Genomic DNA, 24,692 nt, shown 5'->3' on the forward strand with positions numbered 1-24,692 from the left:
CCGCCCCCCTCCTCATCCCGGACACGGGGACGATTGCCCGCACGGAGCTGTCGCGCGTGCCCTACTCGCTCGACGCTGAGCCCACCGCGCCCGTCCTGCTCGAGGACGCATCCCAGGAGTCGCCCGACGCCACCCTGGCCGAGGCGGCCTCGGCGCACGCCGACGAGCACGCCTCCGAGCTGCCCCGGGTGGTCGCCTCCGCGCCGGCGCCCTCGCGCGCCTCCGCGTTCGACGCCGTCTACAAGGCCATGAAGGCGTCAGCTCCCGTCAAGACGCTCCGGCCCGGAATCACCCCGCCCCGGTTCCTCTCGGGCGAGCGCATCCACCTTCCCAGCATCGCCTACGGGATTCAGTCCCACTTCGGAGGCTTCCCCAAGGGCGCGGTGGTGGCCCGCTGCATCATCACCACGCAGGGCTCCGTCACCGATTGCCAGCCCATCCAGGGCCTGCGGGGCCTGGAGGAAGGCGTCATCCGCACGCTCTCCACCTGGCGCTACGAGCCCGCCACGCTCAACGGGAGGCCCGTGGCCGTGCGCTACGTCTTCGACATCTGGTTCACGAAGGAGCCGGGCGGCGGAATGCACGAGTCCCGGCACTTCGCGGGCCTCGACCTCTCCGATGTGGTGGGCGCCGCGGCCCCAGGGACGTGCGACGACTGCGACGCCTTCGAGTTCCACAGCCCGACGGCGCAGCGGTAGCGCCTCCCGCCTTCCGCTGACGGGCCCTACCCCGCCAGCGGCATCCGGAGGATGAAACGAGCGCCCCCACCGGGCGCCGAGTCCACCTCCAGCGAACCGCCATGCTGCGTGACGATGGCATGGACGATGGACAGCCCCAGCCCCGAGCCCTGGGCCTTCGTGGTGAAGAAGGGCTCGAAGATGCGATCCCGAACCTCCTGGGGAATACCCGGGCCGCTGTCGTCCACGGTGAGCCACACGCGCCCGCCCTCGTGACCCGCGGAAAGCGTCACGGTGCCTCCCGCTGGCGTGGCCTCCAGTGCGTTGAGGCACAGGTTGATGAGCACCTGACGCAGCCGCTCCTCCTCGCCCGCCACCGACGGCACCGGCGACTCGCGTGGCGAGACTTCCAGCGACACCTTGCGGGACGCGGCCTGTCCGCTCAGCAGGTCCACCACCCGCCGCAGCAGCTCGTTCACGTCCACGGAGGCGGGACGGAATTCGCGAGGCCGCGCGAACTGGAGGAAGTCCTCCAGGATGTGGTCCAGGCGGCGAATCTCATCGCGCACCAACAGCAGCGGCTCCAGCAAGGGCGCCTGCTGCCCATCCGGAAGACGCCGTAGACGCCGCTCGAGGACGGAGAGCTGGAGCGCCGCCGCGTTCAGCGGGTTGCGGATTTCGTGGGACAGGCCCGCCGTCATCGTCCCCACCGCCGCCAGCTTCTCCGTCACCTGGGCGCGCCGTGCCAGCTCGCGCTTCTCCGCGTGCAGGCGCACCTGCCGCATCGCCTGCTCCAGCGTCAGCAGCAGCTCCTGCGGCGCGCAAGGCTTCATCAGGTACGCACACGCGCCCGCCCGCACCGCGGCCACCGCCGTCTCCAACGTGGCGAAGCCCGTGAGCAACACCACCTCCGAGTCCGGCGACGCGGCCTTCAGCTCGGCAGCCAGCGCCGTCCCATCTCCGTCTGGCAGGCGCAGATCCACCAGCGCCACGTCGAAGCCCTCCCGGACCCGCTCGCGCGCCGCCTTGCAACTGGACGCGCCGCGGACGGCGTAGCCCGCGTCCCCGAGCAACTCCTCCAGGTTGTCCAGGAAGGCCGCGTTGTCATCCACCACCAGGACGGACGGACGGGACGGAGAGGTGGGCTCGCTCATGAGGCGTGGGTGGGGCGTGCCGCGTGCGCCGTTTCCAGCACCTCCATCAGCGCGCCTGGGTCGAAGGGTTTGGAGAAGACGCCCGTGGTCCCGTCAAGCGGGGCCGCGTCGGGATAGGCCGTCATGACGAACGTGGGCAGGTGCGGATAGCGCGCGCGCAGCCGTCGCAGGGCCTCACCATCCGGCCCACCGGGGACGCGCAGGTCCACCAGCGCGGCGAAGGGCTGCACGCAGAGGATTCGGTCCGCGTCCAGCACCGAGGCCGCCGTCACACAGGAGAAGCCGCGCGCGCGCAGCAGCTCGGCGATGTTGTCGCTCAGCGCCGGGTCGTCCTCCACCAGCACCACCAACCCATCCCGGCGAGCACCGGACAGCAGCTCCACCAACGTGGGGATGGGCACGGGCTTGGGCAGCACCGCGAGCAGACCTTCGCGCCGGGCCGTCTCCAAGTCATCCTGGCGTGGGTGCGCGGTGATGACCACCGCGGCCAGGCCCGGATCCACGCGGCGGAGGTGGTGCACGGCGTCCGCGCCGCTCATGCCGGGCATGCGCATGTCGGTCAGCAGGACGTCGAAGCGCGTGGTGCGCGCCAACCGCACGGCCTCGTCACCGCTCGTGACGACAGTGGCTGCGTCCCCGCCGTCGCGCAGAATCTCCGCGAGGTTCTCCGCGAACGCCAGGTTGTCATCCAGCAGGAGGTACTGGCGCATGCGTCTCCTCCGAAGCGACGAGGGAAAGCCGAATCACGAAGCGCGCACCCGCTCCGGGACGGGGAACATACGCGATGCTCCCTCCATGCCGCTCCACGATGCGCTTGACCAGCGCGAGCCCGAGCCCGATGCCGCGCGCCTTCGTCGTCATCAGCGGCTCGAAGAGGCGGCGGCGGATGACGTCGCTGACACCCGGCCCGGAGTCCTCCAGCACCAGCTCCACCATCCCCGGTTCGGGCGTGGCGGCGGACAGCGACACCGTCCCGCCCGTCTCCTCCAGGGCCTGGACGGCGTTGTCGAGCAGGTTCACGAACACCTGGCGCAACTGCCCCGCGTCTCCTTGAACCGCGGGCAATGAGGTCAGTCCCTCCGCGCTCACGACGACAGTGTCGGGCCGCTGCACGGCCTTGAGCGCTTCCTGCCAGACCTCGTCCAACCAGACCTCCTGCAGGTGCAGGGGCCGGTCCCGAATCATGTCCAGCAGGTCGGAGACGATGCGATTGGCGATGCCCACCTGGTCGCCAATGCGGTCCAGGTGCTTTATCGTGCGCTCGTCCACGGCGCCCGGACGTCCGCGCAGGATGTAGAGCGACGTCTCGATGACGCCCAGCGGATTGCGCAGCTCGTGGCCGATGGAACCCACCAGTTGGCCAAAGGTGGACAGCCGCTCGCTGCGCGCCTGCTGCGCCAGCAGATCTTCCCGGTACGTGTGGAGCATGATGGCCAGCTCCAGGTCGAGAATCTTCCCCACCGCGGAGCGGGCCGCGCGGAGCGCCGCGGGCTGCTCCAGGTAGGTGGCGTCGATGTGGCTGTTGAACTCCTGCCGCAAGATGTTCATCGCGCCGAACATGTAGTGCTGCGGCAAGGCGATGCGCACGTGCATGCGGCCAATGCGGCAGCGCAGCGCGTAGTAGGCCTCGTCCCAGGGGCCGCGGAGGAGCTGGTCCATCCACACCTGCAGGGTGCCGCGCAGGTGGCCCACCTGGCTCTCGCCCCCTTCAAGCGCTTGCCGAGCCCCTTCATGCTCCAGGATGCGGTCGTAGAAGACGCGAGCGAAGCGCGCGAAGTGGGGCTTCGCGGTGGCGTGCAAGGTCACGAGAGCCTGCTCGTCCGCCGAGCCGAACCCCACGTACCGCTTCAATTCCTCGAACAAGGTTTCCGCCATGAGTCCTGGGGTAAGAGCCTATCCGCGCTGAACGCCTGAGCGCAGGAACTTCCTCCCCCGCTTCGCGCTGGCTCGGCACGCCGCCCAGGGGCCACGACCCGCGAGTCCAAGAACTCCGCCGAGAACATGACCTGGACCGCCTGTGGCTCACCGCAAATGGCCATGAAGGCTCCTGGAGCCAGGTCATTCCGGCCCGGCGAGAGCGCTTCAGCAAGCCCCAGGCCAGCGACTGAGCACGGAGGAAACCCCGAGGACGCACGCAAGATGTGCGCACATCCGACATCGAGACCCTCTATGCGCAAGGTTTGCGCGCGTGGGCTCATGGAAAATCCCGACAACAGAGAACTCTTGTCCGCGCCGCTCCGTTCCGGGCGGGGACGACACCGCCCAATTCACCATGCGCACTGCAAATGAAACACGTCTGCAACAACCAGGATGCCTCTCCTACGAGGCACCATGAATTTCAGCAGCACGAGGACGTATTTTTTTTGGTGGACGCTCACCTCGGCCCTGCTCCCGCTGAGCTCGGCGTGCAGCAGCACCTCCACTCCCACGGAACCCGATGCACCCGACCTCCACGACGGCGCCGCCAGCACCGTCACCCTGCATGGCGGCGACGCGGAGTCCTCACGGCGCACCTACGGAGCCCTCTCCGCGCCGGAGCGAGACGCCCTGCTCGCGTTCCTCCAGACGCTCTGAACGCCGCTCCGGAGTCCCGCCGTCCCGCCCGCTCAGGGCTGGGCGGCGGGACGCTCGCATGCGGAACCGCGGGTGAAGAGCCGGCGCCAGACACGGCGCTCCCACAGGCCCCCCGCGAGCAACACCGCCACCCCGCTCCACGTCAGCGCCGGGTCCTCTTCCAGTGCATGCCCCAGCACCAGGAGCGAGCACCCCGCGGCCGTCACCAGCAGTGGGCCCACCCGCCGCAAACGCCGCGACCGCCAGCCACTCACGGCCAATGACACGGTGACGGCTACGGCGAGCAACACCTGGTGCGCGGACTCCGTCAGCGACAGTCCCACGCCCAGGAACGACAGTACCTGCGCATACGTCGCCAGGCAGGTGGGGCACACCGCGCACGCCAGCAACGGCACCAGCATCGACCAGCGGCCTCCCGGCACCTTCACGGGCTCGTTCGGGTCAGTGGCGGCTTGAGCCCGGTGATGGGCGCAGTCGCAGGCCGCATCAGGAACGGAGGAAGAGGAGGAGCGCATCACAGTCATTCCAGGGGGAAGCCGGCCCCAGTGAATTCCGGAGCCGCGTTGTTCGACAATCCAGAGACGCACGTGCCCATGTGCGGCGTGACGTGACGCGCGCCCACACTCGGGAGGTACCAGCCAGCCACGTCACACAGGCGCTACGAGCGCCGCTCCGCACTGAACCTCGCGCACCGCGCATGACCGCACCGTTGAGGCACAGCGCAACGGCCCGCGAGGATTCCCTCCGCGCGGGCCGCGAACCGCGACGACGACTACGGCCACACGCTCAAGCGATGCGAGGCCGTGCCAACCATGCCAGGCCCAGCCCCAACGCCAGCAGCGTCGGCAGCACGAGCGCGAAGAGCCCCAGCGCCACCTGGGGCACGACGTCGGTGCCTGGCTGCTCGACATAGGCGAATCGAGGCAGCCGCGCGTGCTCCGCGGCCCCCAAGGTGGCGCCCGAGAAGACGCGAGGAAGCAGCGCCTCACGCCACGTGGTGTGGAAGTGGTCGACCTGTCGCAAGAAGTGCTCGTGCCGCGAGCCTCCCGTGCCCGCCACGTCCTGGAGCGCCTGCTGGAAAGCCAGCGCAGGAGACAGGAAGCGCAGCACACCCAGCGCATCCTGCTGCCGCTCCAACTGAGACTGGAAGGCCGCCACCACGGGCGCGGTCGCCCGGGCCGCCTCGTCCTGCACGGCCAACGCCGTGGGCCAGTACCCCTCCGCCTTGGCCCCCTTGGGCGCCAGCTCCGGATGGTCCTCGAAGTAGGCGGACAGCACCTCGCTGCCGCGCTTCTGCGCCTCCAGCGACGCCTCGCGCGTGGCCCCGACCAGCGCCACGCGGGACGGCACCGGATACAGCCCACTCACGCCGAGCTGCGCCACCGCGGGCACCACGACCACCAACACCAGCCACGCCCCCACGAGCACCAGCGCATTGGTGGCGGAGCTCAGGGCCCGCGCATTCACAGCCAGCGCCAGCGCGAACCAGAAGGCACCGTACCCAACCACCAACGTCAGCCAGCCCGCCAACCGCCCCAGTCCCCCTGCCCCGCCCGTCAGCGCGTAGCCGGCGACGCCCGCCAGCACGCACAGGCCCAGCAGGACACCCGCGCGGACCGCGAGCCTTCGCAGCGCCCAGCCGCGAAGGCCCGTGGCCTGCACGAGCACCAGCCGAAGCGTTCCGTCCTCGCGTTCACGCGACACCAGGTCAAAGGAGAACGCGAGCGCGAACAGGGGCAGCAGGTAGAGCAGCACGAACGACAGGTCCAACGTTCCTGTCGCCAGGTGCACCGGGTGCTCCAGCGTGTCACGCGCGAAGTCCGTGAGGCGCCCCTGGAGCGACACCTGGTAGGCGGACGGCAACAGGTCCATCTGCCCCACGGTGAATGCGCCCAGCGGTCCCGGAGGGAGCAGGGCTTCGGGCTGGACGAGCGTGTTGCCCACGGGCACCGGCATCGCCGGGCTCTTCCAGGGCGGCAGCTCCGGCCCTCGCCCCTGGCGCAAGGCTTCCGCCTCCTCCGCCAGACGGGCCCGCCGCTCCGTCTCCTGGGTAACGAGGCGCTGCTGGTAGGTCCGCAGGTCCCGGGTGAAACGCCAACCGTTGTAGAGGCCCAACGCCATCAAGCCGAGCAGAAGCGCGGCGGAGAAGGCGAGCATCCGGTCCTTCCGGAGCAGGAACCACTCGTGTCGAAGCAATGACATGTTCATGGTCTCGTCGTGCCTCAGACGGCGCTCAGGCGTGCGCAAGCGCGCAGCGCGAAGAGGGTGGTCCACGCCAGCCAGAGGCCCAGCAGGAGAAGCTCCGGCACCTGCGCGCCCAGCGCATCCGAGAGCCGCTCCTCGTCCAGGCTCAGCTCCGGCACCTCACGCCACAGCGACGCGTCCGCCTTGTAGTTCGCATCGCCGTATTTCGAGCGGAACGTGACGGCGTCATTCATCTGCTTCACCAGCCTCTGCCGGTACTGCTCCGCCTGCTTCGCGAAGCGAAGGTGCGCGGACAGGTCCGTCCGTGCGAGCGACGCCGACAGGTGCCGCAGCGCCAGCATGGGAGACAGCGGCGCGAAGAAGCGGTGCAGTCGCTCCTGTTCACCGTAGCGGGTCTCCAACTCGCCAAAGCGCTGCGCGCCCACCCGGTTGCTGTACTCCTCCCCTGCCTGGAGCGCGATGCCCCGGAAGTTGACGGGAAGCGCCTCCAGGGACGCCGCGCCGTAGCGCGCCAGCGTCTCGCGCTCGAGCGCCGCCTGTCGCTGGTCCGCCGGGTCATGACCGCTCAGGCCCTTCTCGTAGTCCTCCGCCAACTGCCGCGCGAAGTCCTGCGCCGTGGGCACCGGCGCCCACGCCCGGGCCGCGTCCACCGCGAGCCGGGGCACCAGCAGCGCGTTGACCATCCACGCGCCCAGCAGCACCACCAACGCCCCCCGGGAGGTCCGCGCCCACGCGCTGACCGCCAGCCCCAGGAACACGAAGCCCGACAGGTACAGCCCATACCCCAGTGCCAGCCCTGACAGACGGCCCAGCAGCTCGCCCGGCGAGACGCCCGCTCCGCCGCCCAGGCCCACCACCAACACCACTGCCACTATGAAGAGGGGCACCAGCAGCGACGCGAGCGCCAGCCCTACGCCCAGGGCCTTGCCCAGCACGAGCTGATGACGACGCACTCCGGAGCTCAACAGCAAGCGCAGCGTTCCCTGCTCCCGCTCGGCGGTGAACGCGGAGTAGGTCAGCAGGATGATAAGCAGGGGCAGCAGGAGCTGGAGGACCCCGGCCCCCGTGAGCTCTCCGAAGCGTGCCGCCGCCGTGGAGTCCGCCGCGGGACGGTACTGGGTGGCATTCCGTTTGTGCGCCTCCAGGTAGACGGCGACGCCCAGATACGGCTCCACGCCGCGGTCAAACGTGGCCAGGACTGACTCCGGCTTGAACGCCCAGACACCGTAGTGCGCGGCCGAATGCGGGTTCTTCTCTCCCTGCTCCAACCAATGCTGTCGCGTCAGGCGAGCACCCGCTTCGCGCTCGGCACGGGAGTCCCGGACATGGAGCGCGCCGACCGCGATGCCCACGCTGGCCAGCAAGAACACCAGGGCTCCCGCGACCCGGAAGCGTCCGTCGCGAGACAGCTCCATCCACTCTTTTCGGGCGATGGCTCGAATCATTCGTCGGTCCTCAGCCACGCATGTGCGCCAGATAGAGCTGCTCCAGCTCCGCGTGCCCCAGATCCCGCGTGGCGCGCGTCTCCACCAGCCGGCCCGACTTCATGATGCCCACCCGCGTGCCAGACTCCTTCGCGCGGAACAGGTCATGCGTCGCCATGAGCACCGCCATGCCTTCACCACTCAGGCGAAGGAGCAGCTCGGAGAGCTCGTTGGACGCCAGTGGGTCCAACCCCGACGTGGGCTCATCCAACAGCAAGGCCCGCGCGCCTTTCGCCAGCGCGATGGCGATGCCGACCTTCTGCCGCATGCCCTTCGAATAGCGGCCAACGGGGACGTCCATCGCCCCCGGTTGCAGCCCCGCGCGCGCCAACCACCCGCTGGACTCCTGGGCGGACAGCGCCGGGCGGCCCGCCAGGGTGTTGAAGTAGGCCAGGTTCTCCCGGCCTGTCAGCCGAGGGTAGAGCATCACCAACTCGGGCACGTACGCCAGGAGCCCACGCACGTGGGCCTCGTGTTGCTGCACCTCCAACCCGGCGACGCGTGCCTCGCCTTGCGTGGGGGTGATGAAGCCCAGGAAGAGGTTCAGCGTGGTGGTCTTCCCCGCCCCGTTCGCCCCCAGCAGGCAGAACACCTCGCCCGCCCCGATGGACAGGTCCAGGCACTCCAGGGCCAGGTGCTCGCCATAACGTTTGGACAGCTTCTTCGCTTCAAGCATGGGCCATCCCCATAACGAAGACCCGACAACAAACGCAACTCGATTGCATCATCAACCTCTCCCTGGCAGCATTCCTGGCATGCGACAGGGCTCGGGGATTCCCGGACCCGGGAGGTCGAACGTGCTGGCGGTGATGGAAACGAGGCGCTTTCACCCTACGTCGCGTTCATCGCCAACGCGCCAGACCCGAGCGTGACCGTGCGCTCGCGCGCCATGGCGATGGCCGCGCTGGGTGCTCGCAAGACCTGGGAGTGCTCCGCGGCAAAACACCGGGCGCCCATGACACGGGCGCGCCGTCATTCTCCCCCACCGAGCAGATACTCCAGCAACGCACGAACAGGAGAGGACAGGCCGTCCCAGTCCTGGAAGCAGACACAGAGCCGGCGCTGGGCCCAGGCCTCCGAAAGAGGCACCTTCCGATAGGTGCCCTCCCGCTGATGCCGGTTGGCAACACGCTCCGGGACGATGCCCAGGCCCACGCCGTGAGACACCATCTCGCACAGCCCCCGGAAGCCCTTCATCCGGACGCGGAAGGACACGTCGAATCCCGCGCGACGTGCGTGCCCGTCAATGTGCTCCTGCAAGGCGCTCTCGGCCGCGAGGCCGACGAAGGGCTCCCGATACACATCACGGAGCGCAAGGCTCTTGGACGCGGCCAGCGGGTGCCCGGCGGGGATGATGAGCACCAGGGGGGCGGGCTCCAACGGGCGGACTTGAAGCGTGCCTGTCTCCACGGCGTCCGAAATCAATCCGGCCTCCGCCAGACCCGCCTCGACCGCCTTGACGATATCCGCGCTGGTTCGCTCTCTCAGGTCGATGTTCAGCCTCGGGTGTCTGGCAAGCCATGGCGCCAGCTTCTCGGGCAGGTACTCGGTCAGCGCCGCGGTGTTGGCATAGAGGCGAATGGTGCCGCGCCGGCCTGAAACAAACGCATTCAACTCATCCTTCAACAACTCCTGTTGATGCAGGATCAACCGAGCGTGGTGCACGAGTGCGTCACCGGCCTCGGTCGTCACCACGCCCCGAGGCCGCCTCTCGAGCAGCTTGACGCCCACCGCATCCTCGATGCTGCGCAGACGCTCGCTCGCGGATGCCAGCGTCAGGTTCGCGCGTTGGGCACCTTGTGTGATGCTCCCCGCATCCACGATGCAAAGGAACAAGCGAAGATCCGCGAGGTCGAGCCGCATCGCGCCCCCTGCACACGTTGCCTCCGGTGCGTCCGAAGGGAGTCACGAGACATTCCGCATTGTGCCAGAGCACGCCGGGTGGTCCAGTCAGCGCACGTCGCGCGCCCACTGGAGTCGCCAAGCGGCCGGACAACTGGAACGTGGCAGGTGATGGCCCGCTGAATGGTCGCCGCGCACGGCGCCTCCTTTACGAGCCCCAGTCGGGAAACGGAGCCCCAGCGACTCAGGGATGGATTGAAGCGCCGGGGCCGGCACCGCCTAGTGAGTGAGGGGGCCCCGGGACGACATACGCCGGGGCGCGACCTGCTCGCGCGTCACCGTCTCACGGCCGGTGGCCCTCCCCCGCTCCAGCAGCGACTTGAAGCGCAGCAGGTCGTCATCCATCTGCTTCTTCGGGTCCGCGCCCAGCAGCTTCGCGAAGGCATGGCCAATGGCCCCCGCTGGCGGGTTGTAGGACAGCCGGATGTCCACCCGAGTGCCGCCGCGCGGCGTGGACTCGAAGTGGATGACGCCCAGGTTCTCCACCGCCGTGCCCTCCACGCTCTTCCAGGCCAGCACCTTGTTGGGCACGAACTTCGTGACGACGGCGTCCCATTCAAAGTGCAGCCCCGCGGGCCCGCGCACCTTCCAGTGCGAGCGGCCCTCCACGCCCGGAATCACTTCATCCACGTGTGTCATGAACCGGGGGAAGTTCTGCATCTCCCTCCAGAAGGCGAACACCTCCTCCACCGGCGCGTTCACGTTGATGTCCTTGTGAAGGGTGATGGCCCGCCGTCCCGCGCCCATCCCCGTGAGCCGCCGCAGCCCCATGTTCGTAAAGGCCCGCGTGCTCAGCATCACGCCGCCCAGGGTCGCCAGGGTTCCCGTCACTCCCCGGCGCCCCAGCCCCCAGGCCGTCAGCGTCAGGCCGCCCAGCGCCCCGAAGAGCCGTTCGGACGGCGACCAGTGCTCCTGGAAGAAGGGCCTCGACTCACCCGAGCGCATGGTGCCTCCTTGCAGCGCCGGGTGCGCTGAGCCCTCCGCATACGGAACAAGCTGGTTGTCCAGCCCATGCACCCCCTGCACCTTGCCGATGCGGGGCAGCACGCGCCCGAGCTCCTCGCGAAGAATGGGGCCTTCCAACCGAACCACGCCATCCCGAGCCATCACGCGAATCGCTCCGGGATGCGAGCACACCCGGCCCAGGGCCGAGCGCACCCGTTCCTCCAGGACAAGGTCCTCCACCGGTTCCCGGTGCAGCTTGCGCATCGATTCGAAAAAGACACCGCGCGATCGCTGCGAGAGGTCCCGAGCGACGACACCCACCGCGCCTCCCGCCTCATGCGCCGCGTGGACGGCCTTCCCCTGCAGATGGGACCTGCGCCAGCGGCCACTGCGTGGGTCCGTCCAGTACATCAGCCCCAGACCCAGCCCCGCGCCACCGATTCCCCATAGGGCAGCTTTCATCGTCCGCCTCCTTCTGGCTCGTGTCCTTCGCTCCACGGAACGTGACGGCGGCGATGGCGCGGTGCAGCAGACGGGAAGGGGCTGCCTCGCTCGCGTCCGCGGGGGATGGCTGATCACCAACCGGGCGGCCCGGGGCCCGGAGGTCCTCGCGTTGACTGGGCAACGAGGACGGTGCCCGCAGGCTCGGGCGTGCCCACTGTCTTTCGTGCTGGTCAACCCGAGAGGAGCAACACGGCATGCCCGAGGTACCGACGACACCTGACTCGCCCGTGAAGGACCCCGACCCCGACAAGAAGCCCGGGCGTGAGCCTCCCGGGCCGCAGGCGCCGCCGCAGAAGGACCCGCCCACGCGCCAGCCGCCGGAAATCGAGCCGCCGCAGCCGCCCGAAATCAAGCCACCCGGCATTCATGACCCGCCGGTGCCCAATCAGCCTGGGCGGCCAGAAATCATCGCGTGAGCAACACCGGGAGCGCGGCGGACGGGCACGCCGCGCCCCCGCGGTGGGAAGGCGGGAGCCCAGGCGAGCGACGGGTGCCAGCACGAACGCCCGTCCCGTTCCACGAGGCCACCGGCGTGGCCAACTTTCTCCTGACGAGCGCCCGTTCCATTCCAGGGAGCGGCGAGGAGTGGCGGTATGCGAGAGCCCGAATTCCAGGACCGCTATGAGGGGGGCCGCGTGCTCGCGGACCACCTGCTGCGCCATGCGCGGCAGCCCGGCACCCTGGTGCTGGCGCTGCCACGGGGCGGCGTGCCCGTGGGCGCCGAAGTCGCGCGGAAGCTCGGAGTGCCGCTCGATGTCTTCCTGGTCCGCAAGCTGGGCACGCCCGGCCACGAGGAGCTGGCCATGGGCGCCATCGCCTCCGGGGGCGTGCGGGTGCTCAACCGCGAGGTCTTGGACGAGCTGAACATCGGCCGCGAACAGATTGAAGCCGCGGCCCGCCGCGAGGCCGTGGAGCTCCAGCGGCGTGAAGAGAGCTACCGGGAAGGCCGGCCGCTCCCCGACGTGCGTGGGCGCACCGTCATCCTGGTGGATGACGGGCTGGCCACGGGAACGACGATGCGGGCGGCCGTGGCGGCGCTGCGGCTCCTGGAGCCCGCGGCCATCATCGTGGCCGTGCCCGTGGCCGCGGCCGAGTCCTGCGAAAGCCTGGCCCAGGTGGCGGACGAGGTCGTCTGCGTCCGCATGCCTAAGCCCTTCTATTCCGTGGGCCTGTGGTACCGCGACTTCGCGCAGACGGAGGACGACGAGGTGCGCGCCCTGCTCGCCGAGGCAACCCGGGAAGGGGCTGCCAGCGAAACACAGCCCTCCGCCTGAGCCCGGCGCCTCGCGGACCTCAGCCGCGCGGAGTCGGCCCCCATGCGCGCATGGACGTCCGCCCCACCATGATGTCCACCAACCGCTTCACGCGGCGGAAGACGCTCTCCTGCACGTAGGGCACGCCGTGCTTCTCGCACAGCGCCTTCACCTTGGGCTGCGCCTGCCGGTAGCGCGTCATGGGCAGGCTGGGCCAGAGATGGTGCTCGATCTGGTAGTTCAGCCAGCCGTGGAGGAAGTCCACCACGTCGTTTCCGGTGGCGTAGTTCACCGAGCCCACCACCTGCCGCACGGAGAACTCCGCGCCGCTGCGCGCCCGGCCCTCGAAGCGGTAGAGGTCGTCCCCCGCGTGGTTGGGCGCAATCAGCACGAAGCTCTGGATGTTGGTGAGCACTTCCGCGAAGACGCTGTTGGCGAAGACGCTGAGGACGGCCCACGCGCCCAGTGGCGCGAAGAGCGCGGGCAGCAGCACGAAGCGCAGGCCCGCGTAGGGCAGCAGGCACGTCCACCAGAAGGCACGGCCTTCGACGGTGAACGGGTTGAAGGCGGTGATGAGGGGCAGTGTGCCTGATTCGTCTGGCCCTCCCGCGCGCTTGCGTTCGAAGCGCCGCCACTCCAGGAACGTATTGGGCGCGTAGTACGTCACCTTCCACGTGCAGGCGAAGAACGCGACCAGCGCGTACTTGGCCAGCAGGGGCATGCGCGACTGGCGCAGCCACTCCGTGTTCATCTCCACCAGATCCGGGTCCGCCGTCTCCCCCGTGTGTCCGTGGTGCAGCACGTTGTGCTCATGCCGCCACGCCTGGGGATGAATCCAGTCCGGCCAGTCCAGGAAGCGGCGCCACCCGGTAGCGAAGCGCTTGCCCGTGTAGTGCGCCGGCACGCCCGGTACCTTGTCGTAGCCCCGGTGCGTGATGTGATGGGCCATCATCGTCCAGCGCGCCGTGTTGCCTTGCGCGATGAGCAGCGCCGACACGGGATTGGGTATCAGCCACGCCGTCGCGTAGCCCAGCGCGGAACAGGCCCGGCCCCAGCGTTCAATCTTCCGCGCGTGCGCCAGGTCCGCCTCGCCGAGTGAAGACTCCAACTCCTGCTTGAGCGCCTGAAGGTCCTGGGCGAAGGCTTCCGGCTCGGCGAGTACGTGGGGGTGGGAGGTGGGAAGGGATGTCCGCGGCACTTCGTCGACGAGCAGGGGGACTGCCAGGGTCATGATGGAATCGGCATCTCGGTGAGGGCATCCAGGTTGGCCGCCACCAATCTAGTCCCAGGCCCTAATATTCCGGATGTGGACATCCCTGGGCCCGTTCCCTCGTCCGCGACACCATCAGGGCGGCACGCCAATGCCCGACGAGCCACCGTCTGTGCGGGGATTGCGGTTAAGCTCCCGCGCTCGCCGCCCACCGCATGCACGAGTTTCCTTCCCGTCGACAGTTGCTGCTGGCCGTCCTCGTGGCCACGACTCTCTCCGCGGCAGTCGAGGGAGTCTGGAGCTACTCCGGGGCGGTGAGCCCCCCTGCCCGCGTCCTCCTCACCGCCGCGGTGGGGCTGCTCATCAGCGGCACCCTGGCGCTGTTGCTCCTGCGAACCCGGGAGCGCGCTCACCGCGCACGGGACGCCGCCCTGCGCAGCGCGGATGACGCCAGCGCGCTTCGCGCAGCCGTCATGGACGTGACGCCCGTGGGCTTCGCCTTCTTCGACCGAGAGCTGCGTTACGTTCACATCAACACGGCCCTGGCGGCGATGCATGGCCTGCCCGCGGAGCGGCACCTGGGCCGGCACGTCACCGAGGTGATGCCCGACCTGGGCAAGCTCATCGCTCCGCGCCTCCAACTGGCGCTCACCACGGGGGCCTCCCTCCAGGACACCCTGCTCCAGGTGGAGACGCCCGCCGCGCCGGGCGAGAGCCGCTTCTGGTTCGGCAGCTATCTGCGCGTGTGCGGCGCGAACGGCGAGGTGCTGGGCGTCATCGCCGCGATGTCCGAGCTCACCGAGCGCATGCGCGCGGAGAAGAGCCTCCAGGAGCACGAGGGCCGGCTGGATGTGCTGACGCGCTCGCTGCCGGACTACCTGTGGGGCGGCAAGCTGCGCGGCGGGAGACTGCGCGACTTCTACTGCACGCCCGTCATCGAGCGCACCACCGGCTATGCCGCCTCCGCGTTCGTCCAGCCCGCGCCGGATGGCGGACCGCCGCCGCTGTGGGCGGAGATGATCCACCCCGAGGACCGCGCCCGCTACCGGGCCAGCATCGAGGGCCTGGCCCCCGGCGCCGAGGCGGAGCTGGAGCACCGGATCATCTGCGCCGACGGCCGCGTGCGCTGGGTGCGCAGCCGCGCCGCCGCTTCCGCGTTGGATGCGCAGGCGGAGCTGCATGTCGGCTGCGTCGTCACCGACATCACCGACCGGCGGCTCGCGGATGACCTGCGCCAGCGCCTGCATGACAGCTTCCGCCGCTCCGCCCAGGAATGGCGCCGCACCTTCGACGCGGTGGCCTCGCCGCTGATGGTGTTGGGGGCGGATGGCACCGTCCAGCGCCTCAACGCCGCCGCCATCGCGCTCTTCGAAGGCATGGACCCGTCCGGCCAGCCGCTGTTCACCGCGGCCAGTGCCCCACCCTGGTCGCACGCACTGCCGTTGGTGGAGGAGCTGCGCCGCACCCGCGCCAGCGCCACCCGCGAGCTGGGCGACCCGGTATCGCGCCGCACGTGGGAGGTGTCCGCCACGTGGGTGGAAGAAGCGGGCGGCGAGGACTCGCGCATCATCCTGGTGGCCACGGAGGTGACGCGTCTCCTGGAGCTCCAGGCCAGCCTGCGGCGCAGTGAGACGATGGCCGCCATGGGCGCCATCGTCGCGGGCGTGGCCCACGAGGTCCGCAACCCCCTCTTCTCCATCTCCGCGGTGGTCGACGCGGTGGAGGCGACCTTCGGCGCGCGCGCGGAGCTCAAGCCCTACGTCGACGTGCTGCGCGGCGAGGTGAAGCGCCTCAACCACCTCACGCAGGAGCTCTTCGAGTACGGCCGCCCCACCCGCGGTGAATGGGTGGAAGGTCCCGTGCTCTCGGTGGTGGTGGATGCACTCTCCGCGTGCGCTCTGGCCAGTGAGCGCGCCGGTGTGAATGTGAAGCGCGAGTTGGCGGCGGAGCTGCCCTGCGTTCGCATGGACGCCCGGCGTTTGTTTCACGTGTTTCGCAACGTGGTGGAGAACGCGGTGCAGCATTCACCAGCGGGCAGCGCGGTGCGTGTGGCGACGGAAGAAGTGGAAGAGGCGGGCCGGGCCTGGGTGCGGTGCACCGTGCGCGACGGTGGGCCGGGCTTCCGCGAGGAGGACCTGTCCCATGTCTTCGAGCCCTTCTTCAGCAAGCGGCGCGGCGGCACGGGGCTGGGCCTGTCCATCGTCCAACGCATCCTGGAGGAGCATCAGGGTATCATCCGCTTGCGCAATCACCCGGAGGGCGGCGCGGAAGTCACACTGCTGCTTCCTGCTGTTTCTTCGCGTGTATCAACCCAGCACGTAGACTCCCTGAATTCATGACGCGCACCCGAATCCTTCTCGTGGACGACGAGCCCGGCATCCGACTGGGCATGAGAGGCTTCCTCACCGCCCATGGGTTCGACGTGGACGAGGCCACCAGCCTCGCCGAGGCGCAGGAGGCGTTCCGCACCTCGCGTCCGGACGTGGCCGTGGTGGACTACCGGCTCACGGACGGCACCGCGCTGGAGCTGCTGCCGCGCCTCAAGGACATCGACGCCTCGGTGCCCCTGGTTGTGCTCACCGGCCATGGGTCCATCGAGCTGGCCGTCCAGGCCGTGAAGGAAGGCGCCGAGCAGTTCCTCACCAAGCCGGTGGAGCTGGCCGTCCTCAAGGTGGTGCTGGACCGGCTGGTGTCGCAGCGCCGCGAGCGGCAGCGGCTGCTGGCGGAGCGTTCGCGCATCGTCCGTGGGACGGTGAACCCCTTCATGGGTGGCAGCGCCGCCATCCGCGCGCTCCAGGCGCAGGCCGAACGCATCATCGAAAGCGACAGCCCGGTGCTCATCACCGGCGAGACGGGCAGCGGCAAGAGCGTGCTCGCGCGGTGGCTGCATGAAGGCGGCCCGCGCAAGGACGCGCCCTTCGTGGACCTCAACTGCGCGGCGCTCTCCAAGGACTTGCTCGACTCGGAGCTGTTCGGCCACGAGAAGGGCGCCTTCACCGGCGCGGTGGCCGCCAAGCAGGGCCTGCTGGAGGTCGCCGACCGAGGCACCCTCTTCCTGGACGAGATTGGCGACATGGACGCGGCCGTCCAGCCCAAGCTCCTGAAGGTGCTGGAGGAGAAGCGCTTCCGGCGGCTGGGCGACGTGAGGGACCGCCGCGTGGACGTGCGCCTCATCGCGGCCACGCACCAGGACCTGGCCGTGGCCGCCCGGGACAAGCGGTTCCGCAGCGACCTCTACTTCCGCGTCAGCACGCTCATCCTCCATGTCCCCCCGCTGCGTGAGCGGCCCGAGGACATCGTCGGGATGGCGCACCAATTCCTGGCGGAGCTGGGCGCGGCTCGGGGCCGCGGCGGCGTGGGGCTGCAACCCGACGCGGAGACGGCCCTCACCCGCTACGCCTGGCCCGGCAACATCCGCGAGCTGCGCAACGTGCTGGAGCGCGCGGTGCTGCTGTCCGGCGGCGGGCCCCTGTCCCGGGGAGACTTGCGCTTCGAGGCCACCGCCGGTGAGCCCGCCTCCGACGCCGACGACCACCTCACCCTCGAGGAGCTGGAGCGCCGCCACATCGAGCGCATCCTCCGCCGCGAGCATGGCCACGTGGAGCGCGCCGCCGCGCGGCTCGGCATCCCCCGGTCATCCCTCTACGAGCGGCTGAAGCGCCTGGGCATCAATCGGTCCGGATTCCAGAAACCGGATCCGGAGTCTGGACGCAGCAAGCAGTCTTGAGCCGTTGCGCGGGAGCAAGCACCCGAATTTGCTTGGAACCGAGACAAGCCTGTCTCTGGCCCTGAGCTTGCTTGGGGGCCCGCTCAGTGGCTCAGAACATCCTGATCGTCGACGACGAGTCTTCCCTCTGCTGGGTGTTGGGCCAGTTCTTCTCCGGGGCCGGCTACCGCGTGGACTCGGCTGGCGCGCTGGACGAGGCCCTGGACCTGATGACGACGGGCCGCTACGACCTGGTCATCAGCGACCTGCGCCTGAGCGGAACGCTCTCCGAAGAAGGGCTGATGCTGGCGGACTTCGTGCGCCGCTACACGCCCCAGACGCGGATGGTGCTGCTGACGGCGTTCGCCACCCAGGAGCTCACCGACCGCGCGCAGGCGCTGGGCGTGGACCTGGTGCTTTCCAAGCCGCAGCCGCTGCCCGCGCTGGCTGAGCACGTGTCACGTCTGCTCGCCGCTGCCGCCGTGTAGTTCGCGCCCCCGCCGCCGCGTGCGAACCCCCAGGCTCCGCGCGACGACGCGTCATCGAGTTGCATGTCGCCGGGACGGCCCTGAGCAACTGAGACACCGACGGCTCATCGTTTCTTGAGTCAGTCATCCGCCGGTGACAACCTTCGCGGCTCCTCGGCGGGGCCCGTCCCAGCCTCGACCCTCCATGCTCTTTCCTCACTTCACGCGGTCCTCACCGCGCAGCTTCCTTCGCCGCGTGACACGGCTCGCCGCCCCGTTGTTGCTGGTGGCTTCTGCCACCGCCAGCGCCCAACCCGCGGCGTCGCAGGCCATCGACGTGCAGCAGTACAAGCCGGCCCCGGGTGCCTATGACGTGCTCGGCATGCATGGCGCGCGCATCGCGCCGCACCATTCCTGGAACCTGGGCGCGTCGCTCAACTACGCGAATGATCCGCTCAACCTCGTGGACCCGCGAGCGGACCGGTTCCTCTACCGCATCGTGGACAGCCAGCTCACGCTGGACCTGATGGGCGCCATCTCCCTGTTCGACCGGGTGGAGCTTGGCGTCGCGCTGCCCATCTCCCACACGACGTCGGAACCCGCCGCCGCGGTGGCGCCGGACCTGTCGAACGGCGTGGGGACCACGGGCGTGGGTGACCTGCGGCTGGTGCCGAAGGTCCGCCTGCTCTCCACCGACAGCGGCATCCACCTGGCGGTGACAGCGCCCCTGACGCTGCCCACGGGCGGCGGCTCGAAGTTCCTGGGCTCGGACACGGTGACGTTCCAGCCGCGCTTCGTGGCGGAGTGGGCCACCACCGCCGTCCGCCTGCTGGCCAACGTGGGCTTCAACGTCCGCCGCGAGGAGCAGCTGCGCAACCTCCGCGTGGGCAACGAGTTCGCCTACGCGGTGGGCGCCAAGGTGCCCCTCACGCAGGCCCTCACGGCGCAGGCCACCCTGGCGGGCGCGCTGAGCCTGAAGGAGACGAGCGCCGAGGAGCGGCCCATGGAAGTCCTGGCCGCGCTGAAGTACCGCTTCACTCCGGGGTTGGCCGCGCATGTGGGCGCGGGCCCGGGCCTGTCGCGGGGCTATGGCACCCCGTCCTTCCGCCTGCTCGCGGGTGTGGCCTGGACGCCATTCGAATCCAAGGGCGGCCCCGCCTCCGCCGCGCCGGTCTGCGACCTGGGGCCCGAGGACTTCGACGGCTTCCAGGACGACGACAACTGCCTGGACCCGGATGATGACGGTGACGGCATCCCCGACGTCACCGACGTGTGCCCCACCGAGCCGGAGAGCTTCAACGGATTCCAGGACGAGGACGGCTGCCCGGATGACCCGAACGCCCACCAGCCGCCCACCGAGGCGGGCCAGCCCGCACCGGCCCCGGCACCCCTGGCGCTGCCACCCGCGCCGGTGGATACCGACAAGGATGGCGTCGTCGACGCGGAGGACCTGTGCCCGACCGAGCCGGAGGACCTGGACGGCTTCGAGGACGAGGACGGTTGCCCCGACCCCGACAACGACCAGGATGGCATCCCGGACGCCGTGGACCAGTGCCCGCTGGAGGCGGAGACCATCAACGGCGTGAAGGATGACGACGGCTGCCCGGACCAGGGCAAGGCACAAGTGCGCGTGGAGGGCGCGCGCATCGTCATCCTGGACAAGGTGTACTTCGGCACCGGCCAGGACGTGATTCTGGCCAGGTCCCACGGCCTGCTGCGGCAGGTGGCCGCCACGCTCAAGGCAAACCCGCGAATCCTGCTGGTCCGTGTGGAAGGCCACACGGATGACCAGGGCAACGACACGAAGAACCTGGACCTGTCCCAGCGGCGGGCGAGGAACGTGGTGGCCTTCCTGGTGAAGGAAGGCATCGCGGCGCAGCGGTTGGACGCGGTGGGCTATGGTGAGGCGAAGCCAGTCGACACCAACGAGACGGCCAAGGGGCGCGAGAACAACCGGCGCGTCGAGTTCAACATCATGAAGGTCGCCGAGCCTTCGACGGGAGGAGGCACGCGTTGATGCGGACAGCCCCTTGGATGATGGCGGTGATGCTGGCGGGTCCACCCGCGCTCGCCGCGCAGACGCCGGCGCCGTGCGGCGGGCTGCGCTTCGACAGCGGCCGGATCGTGTTCGGCCAGCCGCTGGCGCCCCAGGGCGCGGAGACGGACGCGTGCCTGAGGCACGTGGCCCAGGCGCTCCTGGCGCGCCCCGCCATCCGTTCCGTGACGGTGGCGGCGAAGCTTCCGGACGCGGACAGGCTGGACGGCCGGGGCCTGGCCGCGGCGAAACGGGCCGCGGATGTGCTGGTGGCGGCGGGCGTGCCCCGCACGCGCGTGTCCGCCATGGCGCCGCCGTCCGTGGAGGGCGAGCCCGCACAGCTCCAGTTCGCCTACGTGGAGCGGCCCGCCCAGCCCGCGGTGGCCCGGCTACGGGCGGCCAGCGGCGCGGTGGAGGCCGGCGCGACGGAAGCCCAGCTCCTCGCGCGGACGGTGGGTGACTCGCTCTACCCGGGCGAGCTGCTGCGCACCGGCGCGGAAGCCCGAGCGGAGCTGGCCCTGGCGGACGGCAGCATGGTGCGCGTGGTGGAGAACAGTCTCATCAAGGTGGGCGCCATCGAGCTGATGGCGAACCTCCAGCGCAAGGTGCAGTTGGACTTGCTGCGAGGCACCGTGGAGACGGACGCGGCGCCGGGTGGCGCGGGCTCCATCTTCGAGGTCCGCACGCGCGGCGCGGTGGCCGGTGTGCGGGGCACCCGGTTCCGCGTGTCGGCCCAGGACGACGGCACCAGCCGTCTGGAAACGCTGGAAGGCAAGGTGGTCCTCATCGCGGAGCAGGCCGAGGTCGAGGTGTCGGGCGGACATGGCTCGCGCGCGAAGCCGGGCTCACCACCGGAGCCGCCTCGCCCGCTGCTGCCAGCGCCCACGCTGGTGGGCCCTCGAGGAGGCGCGTTCGCCACGGCCCCGAAGGTGTCCTGGCGGACGCTGGAGGGCGCCGCGACATACCGCGTGGAGGTGGCTCGCACGGCGGACTTCGCCGCGAGCGTCCAGACGTATGACAGCGCGAGCCCGGAGCTGGCGATTCCCGGGCCCCGCCAGGGCAAGTGGTTCTGGCGGGTGATGGCCGTGGACGGAGACGGCTTCGTGGGCGTACCCTCGAAGATCTACGCCTTCGACGTCCAGCCCTGAGACAGTTGCGTTGCGTGCGCCCATCCGCGCACGCATGATGGCCAGGCCCTGCCCTCCAGCAGGCCCCCGCCCATGGACTCCAGTCCCGCCGAGCCCCACCGCCGCGACGGCCTCCGTCTGCCCTCGCCCGCAGTACTGCGAGTGCTGGGTGCGTGCGTGGGCATCGCGCTGGCGGGGGTGACGGCGGCCACCGGTGGCGCACCGGGCTTCCTGGAGCGCCCGCTCTATGACCAGGCCGTGAGCCGGCTGCTGCCCGCCGTGCCGCCGAGCGCGGACCTGGTGCTGGTGGAAGTGGATGATCGCGCCCTCGCGACGCTGAACGAGCGTTGGCCGCTGTCACGCACCACGTGGGCCCGCGCCTTCCACGCGCTCGCCGCCCAGCGCCCCTCCGCAGTGGCGGTGGACGTCGTCTTCGACCAGCCCGGGCCGCGTGACGCGCTGGAACTGGGTGAGGACATCCTGGAGGCGCTCCGCCGCTCCGGACTGACGGAGCAGCCCGCGGGTGAAGCCTTGGCGGCGGACCTGGAGGCACGGCTCCTCGCGCGCGACGGCGATGCCCGGCTGGCCGAAGCGATTTCGGAAGGGAACGGTGTCGTCCTGGGTGCCGCGGCGCTCACGGGCGACGTCCCAGTGATGGCGCCCCTCCAGGATGGCGCCCTGGGCACGCCGCTGGCCCTGCCCGCCCACGCGCTGCGGCTCCAGGCCCAGGAGGTGGCGGGGAGCATCGCGCCCCTGCGCATGGCGGCTCGGGGCAGTGGAACCCTCAACATGCTGGTGGACGGTGACGGCGTCATCCGTCGATATCCCTACGCCGTGGGCGTGAGCGGACAGGCCTGGCCTTCGCTGGCACTGGCCACCGCGCTGCACCTGACGCCCGAACGGGCGGAGCCCCTGCGTGAGCTGGCGGCAGTGGACCACGGCGCGCCATTGATGCGGCTGCCCGCGCCCAACTGGCTGCCCCGGGTGAGCTTGGCGGACCTGCTCCACGCGGACCCGCGTTCGGTGGGCTTGGACCTGGCGCTGCGAGGCAAGACAGTGTTCGTGGGTGTCACCGCCACGGGGCTGCATGGCCAGAGCACCCTGCCCGGCCAGGTGGCGGTGCCCGGCGTGGAGATTCACGCCTTCGCCCTGGACAACCTGCGGTCGGGCCGGCTGATGCGCTCGTCGGGACTGGTGGCGCTGCTGGGCATTCTGGAGACCGCGGCGGTGCTCGCTGCCTTCGTCTGGCTTTGCCGGCGCGCGCGCACGTCCGGCGCGGTCCTCCGATGGGCGGTGACGCTGGCCGTCCTGCACACGGCGCTGGTGGCGTGGCTGGCGTCGGACCCGGGCTGGGTCATTCCCCTGGTCCCCGCGTGGGTGGGCCTCATCCTGATGCTGGTGGTGGATGCGGCGTCGCGCGCGCAGGAGATGGGCCGGCAGCGCGGCGCCCTCCGCCGGCTCTTCATCCGCTACCCCCAGGCATCCGTGGAGCCAGCGGCGCCGCAGCGAGACGCCCAGCGCGCCCGCGCCGACGCAATGCACCAGGACTAGCGACTAGCCAAACAAACGCTCCGGGCGAACCCGCGCCACACGAAGCCTTGAGCCAGGCAGCAGCCGTGGCAGCATCCTCGCTCCTGCATGCGCCGCTACGCCCTCATCGCCGAGCCCGACCCACAGCGAGCCGCTGGCCTCTTGTCCCTGATGACGGAGGAAGGCCTGGAAGGCGTCGTCGCCAAGGATGGAGCGGGAGCCCAAGATGTCGTGCGCCAGCGCGGTGCGCCCCTGCTGCTCATCACGGACCTGGCGCTGCCCCTGCTGGATGGATTCGCGTTGCTGACGTGGCTTCGGGAACAGGAGGACTCCGCCGCAACGCAGGTCGTGGTGGTCACTGCCTTCGACGAGCTGCGCGTCCGCGCATGGCAGCTCAAGGAGGCGCTGGGCATCCATGCGTTGCTCAGTCGCCGGGCCTCCTCGGAGGTGATGCGGGACACGCTGCGTCGCGTACTCGCAGGACAGCTCGCGCCACAGCCGCCTTCGGCGGAGGGGGCCGCGGAGCAGGAGCGGCAACGGCTGGCGAGCATCGCGGCCATGCACCTGGTCGACAACGGACCGCCTGAGGCGGAGCTCCAGCAGCTCGTGAAGGAGGTCGCCCAGGCCTTCGGTGTTCCCGTGGCGCTGCTGACGCTGGTGCTGGGCGAGCGCCAGTGGTTCAAGGCCCACGTCGGCCTGCCCCCCACCCTCGCGAAGGACCGGGGCACGCCTCGTGACTGGGCGTTCTGTCACCACGTGGTGCAGGGGCGCGAGCCGCTCGTCGTACCGGACGCCCGGCGCCATCCCTACTTCCGTGACAACCCGCTGGTGCGCGACGGCATCGTGGGCAGCTACGCGGGCGCACCGCTGCTGACGTCCACGGGCGAAGTCCTGGGCTCGCTGTGCGTCATCGACACGCGCCCGCTCGTCCTGGGAGCCGAGGACCTGGCCGCGCTGCGGGAGCTCGCGAACCGTGTCGCGGAGGACCTGGAACAACGGGCCCGGATGGAACCGGCCACCGGAAAGGCCCAGCCAGAGCCCGCGCTCACCGAAGCGTCGGCCCTGGGGCTCCTGCGTGATGCGGTGCAGGCCCTGGATGTAGCGGCCCTGGTCGTAGCGCCTGGACGCAAACCGCACGCGTGCAACACCGCGATGACGGACCTGCTGGGCCTGCCGCCGGCGCCCTTCCCGGCCATGACGTTCGATGCCTTCTGCCAGCACGTCGCGGGACTCACCGCGGACCCGGCGAGCACGCTGCGGCAGCTCGACCTGGCCTCCGAATCGTCCCGAGGCCTCCGCCTGACGCTGGTCCTGGAGCGGCCCCAGCCGCACCGGCTGCGCTGGGTGGCGCGGCCCTTCCCCATCCCTGGCGGCATGGCGCAGATGCTGACGCTCGCCGACATCGGACACACCCGGCCAGCCCGTGAGGAGCGGGAGCGGCAACACCGGGTGGACGCGCTGACGGGACTGGTGTCGCGGCGCGCGGGCGAGGAACGGGTGCTGCGCGAGATTGGCCGCTGCCGCAGGGATGGCATGCCCTTCAGCGTGCTGCTCGCGGACCTGGTGGGGCTGGGGCGCATCAACGCGACTCGAGGTTTCGACGCGGGGGACGCCACGCTGCGAGACGGAGCCCGCATCACCGAAGCCCTGGGCGTCCCGGGAGGCTTCGCGGTGCGCTGGGAAGGTGGGACGTTCCTCCTGGCCCTTCCAGGCGTGGACGCGGCGCGGGCCGAAGCATTGCACCAGAAGCTGCGCGACCCCCCTGGCGCACCCGATGTGGTGTCCGCCACCGTCACCGTCGAGGGTGAGGAAGACCCTCAGGGGACGCTGGCCCGAGCCCAGGCAGCGCTCATCCGGGCCAAGACGGAGCACCGGCCGCGGCGGCTGGCATGAGCCACGCTGGAACCCTTCACCGCGAC

General features: G+C 70.3%; 21 protein-coding genes. 11 read left to right on the forward strand and 10 right to left on the reverse strand.

Features of this window, described 5'->3' with window-relative positions:
• Positions 1–698: energy transducer TonB (locus FL344_RS09990; RefSeq protein ID WP_194863062.1), on the forward strand; the 698-nt coding region annotated here is incomplete at its 5' end.
• A 26-nt stretch (positions 699–724) separates the two neighbouring features.
• On the opposite strand, the gene FL344_RS09995 is transcribed toward FL344_RS09990, so the two are convergent.
• From FL344_RS09995 to FL344_RS10005, 3 genes are read right to left on the reverse strand one after another with little or no spacing between them, the layout of a single operon-like run.
• Positions 725–1,831, reverse strand: a complete 1,107-nt coding sequence (locus FL344_RS09995; RefSeq protein WP_141589901.1) for a sensor histidine kinase — start codon at positions 1,829–1,831, stop codon at positions 725–727.
• Positions 1,828–2,541: a response regulator gene (locus FL344_RS10000; protein WP_141589900.1), complete on the reverse strand. Its 714-nt coding sequence runs from the start codon at positions 2,539–2,541 to the stop codon at positions 1,828–1,830. Before FL344_RS10000 ends, FL344_RS09995 begins: the two co-directional genes overlap by 4 nt.
• Positions 2,516–3,706, reverse strand: a complete 1,191-nt coding sequence (locus FL344_RS10005; protein WP_141618348.1) for a sensor histidine kinase — start codon at positions 3,704–3,706, stop codon at positions 2,516–2,518. The genes FL344_RS10000 and FL344_RS10005 overlap by 26 nt, the downstream gene beginning before the upstream one ends.
• A gap of 456 nt (positions 3,707–4,162) precedes the next feature.
• Between FL344_RS10005 and FL344_RS10010 the strand changes: the two genes are divergently transcribed.
• Complete coding sequence (locus FL344_RS10010) at positions 4,163–4,405, forward strand: di-heme oxidoredictase family protein (protein WP_194863063.1); 243 nt, start codon at positions 4,163–4,165, stop codon at positions 4,403–4,405.
• 32 nt (positions 4,406–4,437) lie between these two features.
• Here FL344_RS10010 and FL344_RS10015 read toward each other — a convergent pair whose 3' ends face one another.
• The 6 genes from FL344_RS10015 to FL344_RS10040 all read right to left on the reverse strand — a co-directional run bounded on the left by FL344_RS10015 (position 4,438) and on the right by FL344_RS10040 (position 11,403).
• Positions 4,438–4,920: a MerC domain-containing protein gene (locus FL344_RS10015; RefSeq protein ID WP_194863064.1), complete on the reverse strand. Its 483-nt coding sequence runs from the start codon at positions 4,918–4,920 to the stop codon at positions 4,438–4,440.
• Positions 4,921–5,191: 271 nt separating this feature from the next.
• A complete protein-coding gene (locus FL344_RS10020; RefSeq protein ID WP_194863065.1) occupies positions 5,192–6,607 on the reverse strand; it encodes a DUF3526 domain-containing protein in 1,416 nt (471 codons plus the stop codon).
• Between the two features lie 20 nt (positions 6,608–6,627).
• Complete coding sequence (locus FL344_RS10025; RefSeq protein WP_141618352.1) at positions 6,628–8,055, reverse strand: DUF3526 domain-containing protein; 1,428 nt, start codon at positions 8,053–8,055, stop codon at positions 6,628–6,630.
• A gap of 10 nt (positions 8,056–8,065) precedes the next feature.
• On the reverse strand, positions 8,066–8,770 hold the full coding sequence (locus FL344_RS10030) for an ABC transporter ATP-binding protein (RefSeq protein ID WP_141618353.1): 705 nt from the start codon (positions 8,768–8,770) through the stop codon (positions 8,066–8,068).
• A gap of 296 nt (positions 8,771–9,066) precedes the next feature.
• Positions 9,067–9,957: a LysR family transcriptional regulator gene (locus tag FL344_RS10035; RefSeq protein WP_011554250.1), complete on the reverse strand. Its 891-nt coding sequence runs from the start codon at positions 9,955–9,957 to the stop codon at positions 9,067–9,069.
• A 258-nt stretch (positions 9,958–10,215) separates the two neighbouring features.
• Positions 10,216–11,403 carry an SRPBCC family protein gene (locus FL344_RS10040; protein WP_228564918.1) on the reverse strand — a complete coding sequence of 396 codons (1,188 nt, stop codon included), beginning with the start codon at positions 11,401–11,403 and terminating at the stop codon, positions 10,216–10,218.
• 236 nt (positions 11,404–11,639) lie between these two features.
• Between FL344_RS10040 and FL344_RS10045 the strand changes: the two genes are divergently transcribed.
• A complete protein-coding gene (locus FL344_RS10045) occupies positions 11,640–11,861 on the forward strand; it encodes a hypothetical protein (RefSeq protein WP_141589891.1) in 222 nt (73 codons plus the stop codon).
• Positions 11,862–12,038: 177 nt separating this feature from the next.
• Positions 12,039–12,719, forward strand: a complete 681-nt coding sequence (locus FL344_RS10050; protein WP_141618355.1) for a phosphoribosyltransferase — start codon at positions 12,039–12,041, stop codon at positions 12,717–12,719.
• Between the two features lie 19 nt (positions 12,720–12,738).
• Here FL344_RS10050 and FL344_RS10055 read toward each other — a convergent pair whose 3' ends face one another.
• Positions 12,739–13,929, reverse strand: coding sequence for a fatty acid desaturase (locus FL344_RS10055; protein WP_141618356.1), 1,191 nt, complete (start codon positions 13,927–13,929; stop codon positions 12,739–12,741).
• Positions 13,930–14,123: 194 nt separating this feature from the next.
• Between FL344_RS10055 and FL344_RS10060 the strand changes: the two genes are divergently transcribed.
• From FL344_RS10060 to FL344_RS10090, 7 genes are all read left to right on the forward strand, one after another.
• A complete protein-coding gene (locus FL344_RS10060) occupies positions 14,124–16,247 on the forward strand; it encodes a PAS domain-containing protein (RefSeq protein ID WP_141618357.1) in 2,124 nt (707 codons plus the stop codon).
• Positions 16,244–17,635 (forward strand): sigma-54 dependent transcriptional regulator, encoded by a 1,392-nt coding sequence (locus FL344_RS10065; protein ID WP_141618358.1) that lies wholly within the window; start codon positions 16,244–16,246, stop codon positions 17,633–17,635. The genes FL344_RS10060 and FL344_RS10065 overlap by 4 nt, the downstream gene beginning before the upstream one ends.
• 86 nt (positions 17,636–17,721) lie before the next feature.
• The gene (locus tag FL344_RS10070) at positions 17,722–18,102 is read left to right on the forward strand and encodes a response regulator (protein WP_228564919.1); all 381 of its coding nucleotides are present in this window, start codon (positions 17,722–17,724) and stop codon (positions 18,100–18,102) included.
• A gap of 184 nt (positions 18,103–18,286) precedes the next feature.
• Positions 18,287–20,098, forward strand: a complete 1,812-nt coding sequence (locus FL344_RS10075) for an OmpA family protein (RefSeq protein ID WP_228564920.1) — start codon at positions 18,287–18,289, stop codon at positions 20,096–20,098.
• The gene (locus FL344_RS10080; protein ID WP_255508187.1) at positions 20,098–21,264 is read left to right on the forward strand and encodes a FecR domain-containing protein; all 1,167 of its coding nucleotides are present in this window, start codon (positions 20,098–20,100) and stop codon (positions 21,262–21,264) included. The genes FL344_RS10075 and FL344_RS10080 overlap by 1 nt, the downstream gene beginning before the upstream one ends.
• Before the next feature lie 72 nt (positions 21,265–21,336).
• Entirely contained in the window at positions 21,337–22,794 is a 1,458-nt protein-coding gene (locus tag FL344_RS10085; RefSeq protein ID WP_141618362.1) for a CHASE2 domain-containing protein, read from the forward strand.
• An 87-nt stretch (positions 22,795–22,881) separates the two neighbouring features.
• A complete protein-coding gene (locus FL344_RS10090) occupies positions 22,882–24,666 on the forward strand; it encodes a GAF domain-containing protein (RefSeq protein ID WP_141618363.1) in 1,785 nt (594 codons plus the stop codon).
• Positions 24,667–24,692: the final 26 nt, after the last annotated feature.

Origin of the sequence: Myxococcus sp. AB036A, assembly GCF_006547355.1 — a bacterium.
GTDB lineage: Bacteria > Myxococcota > Myxococcia > Myxococcales > Myxococcaceae > Myxococcus > Myxococcus virescens.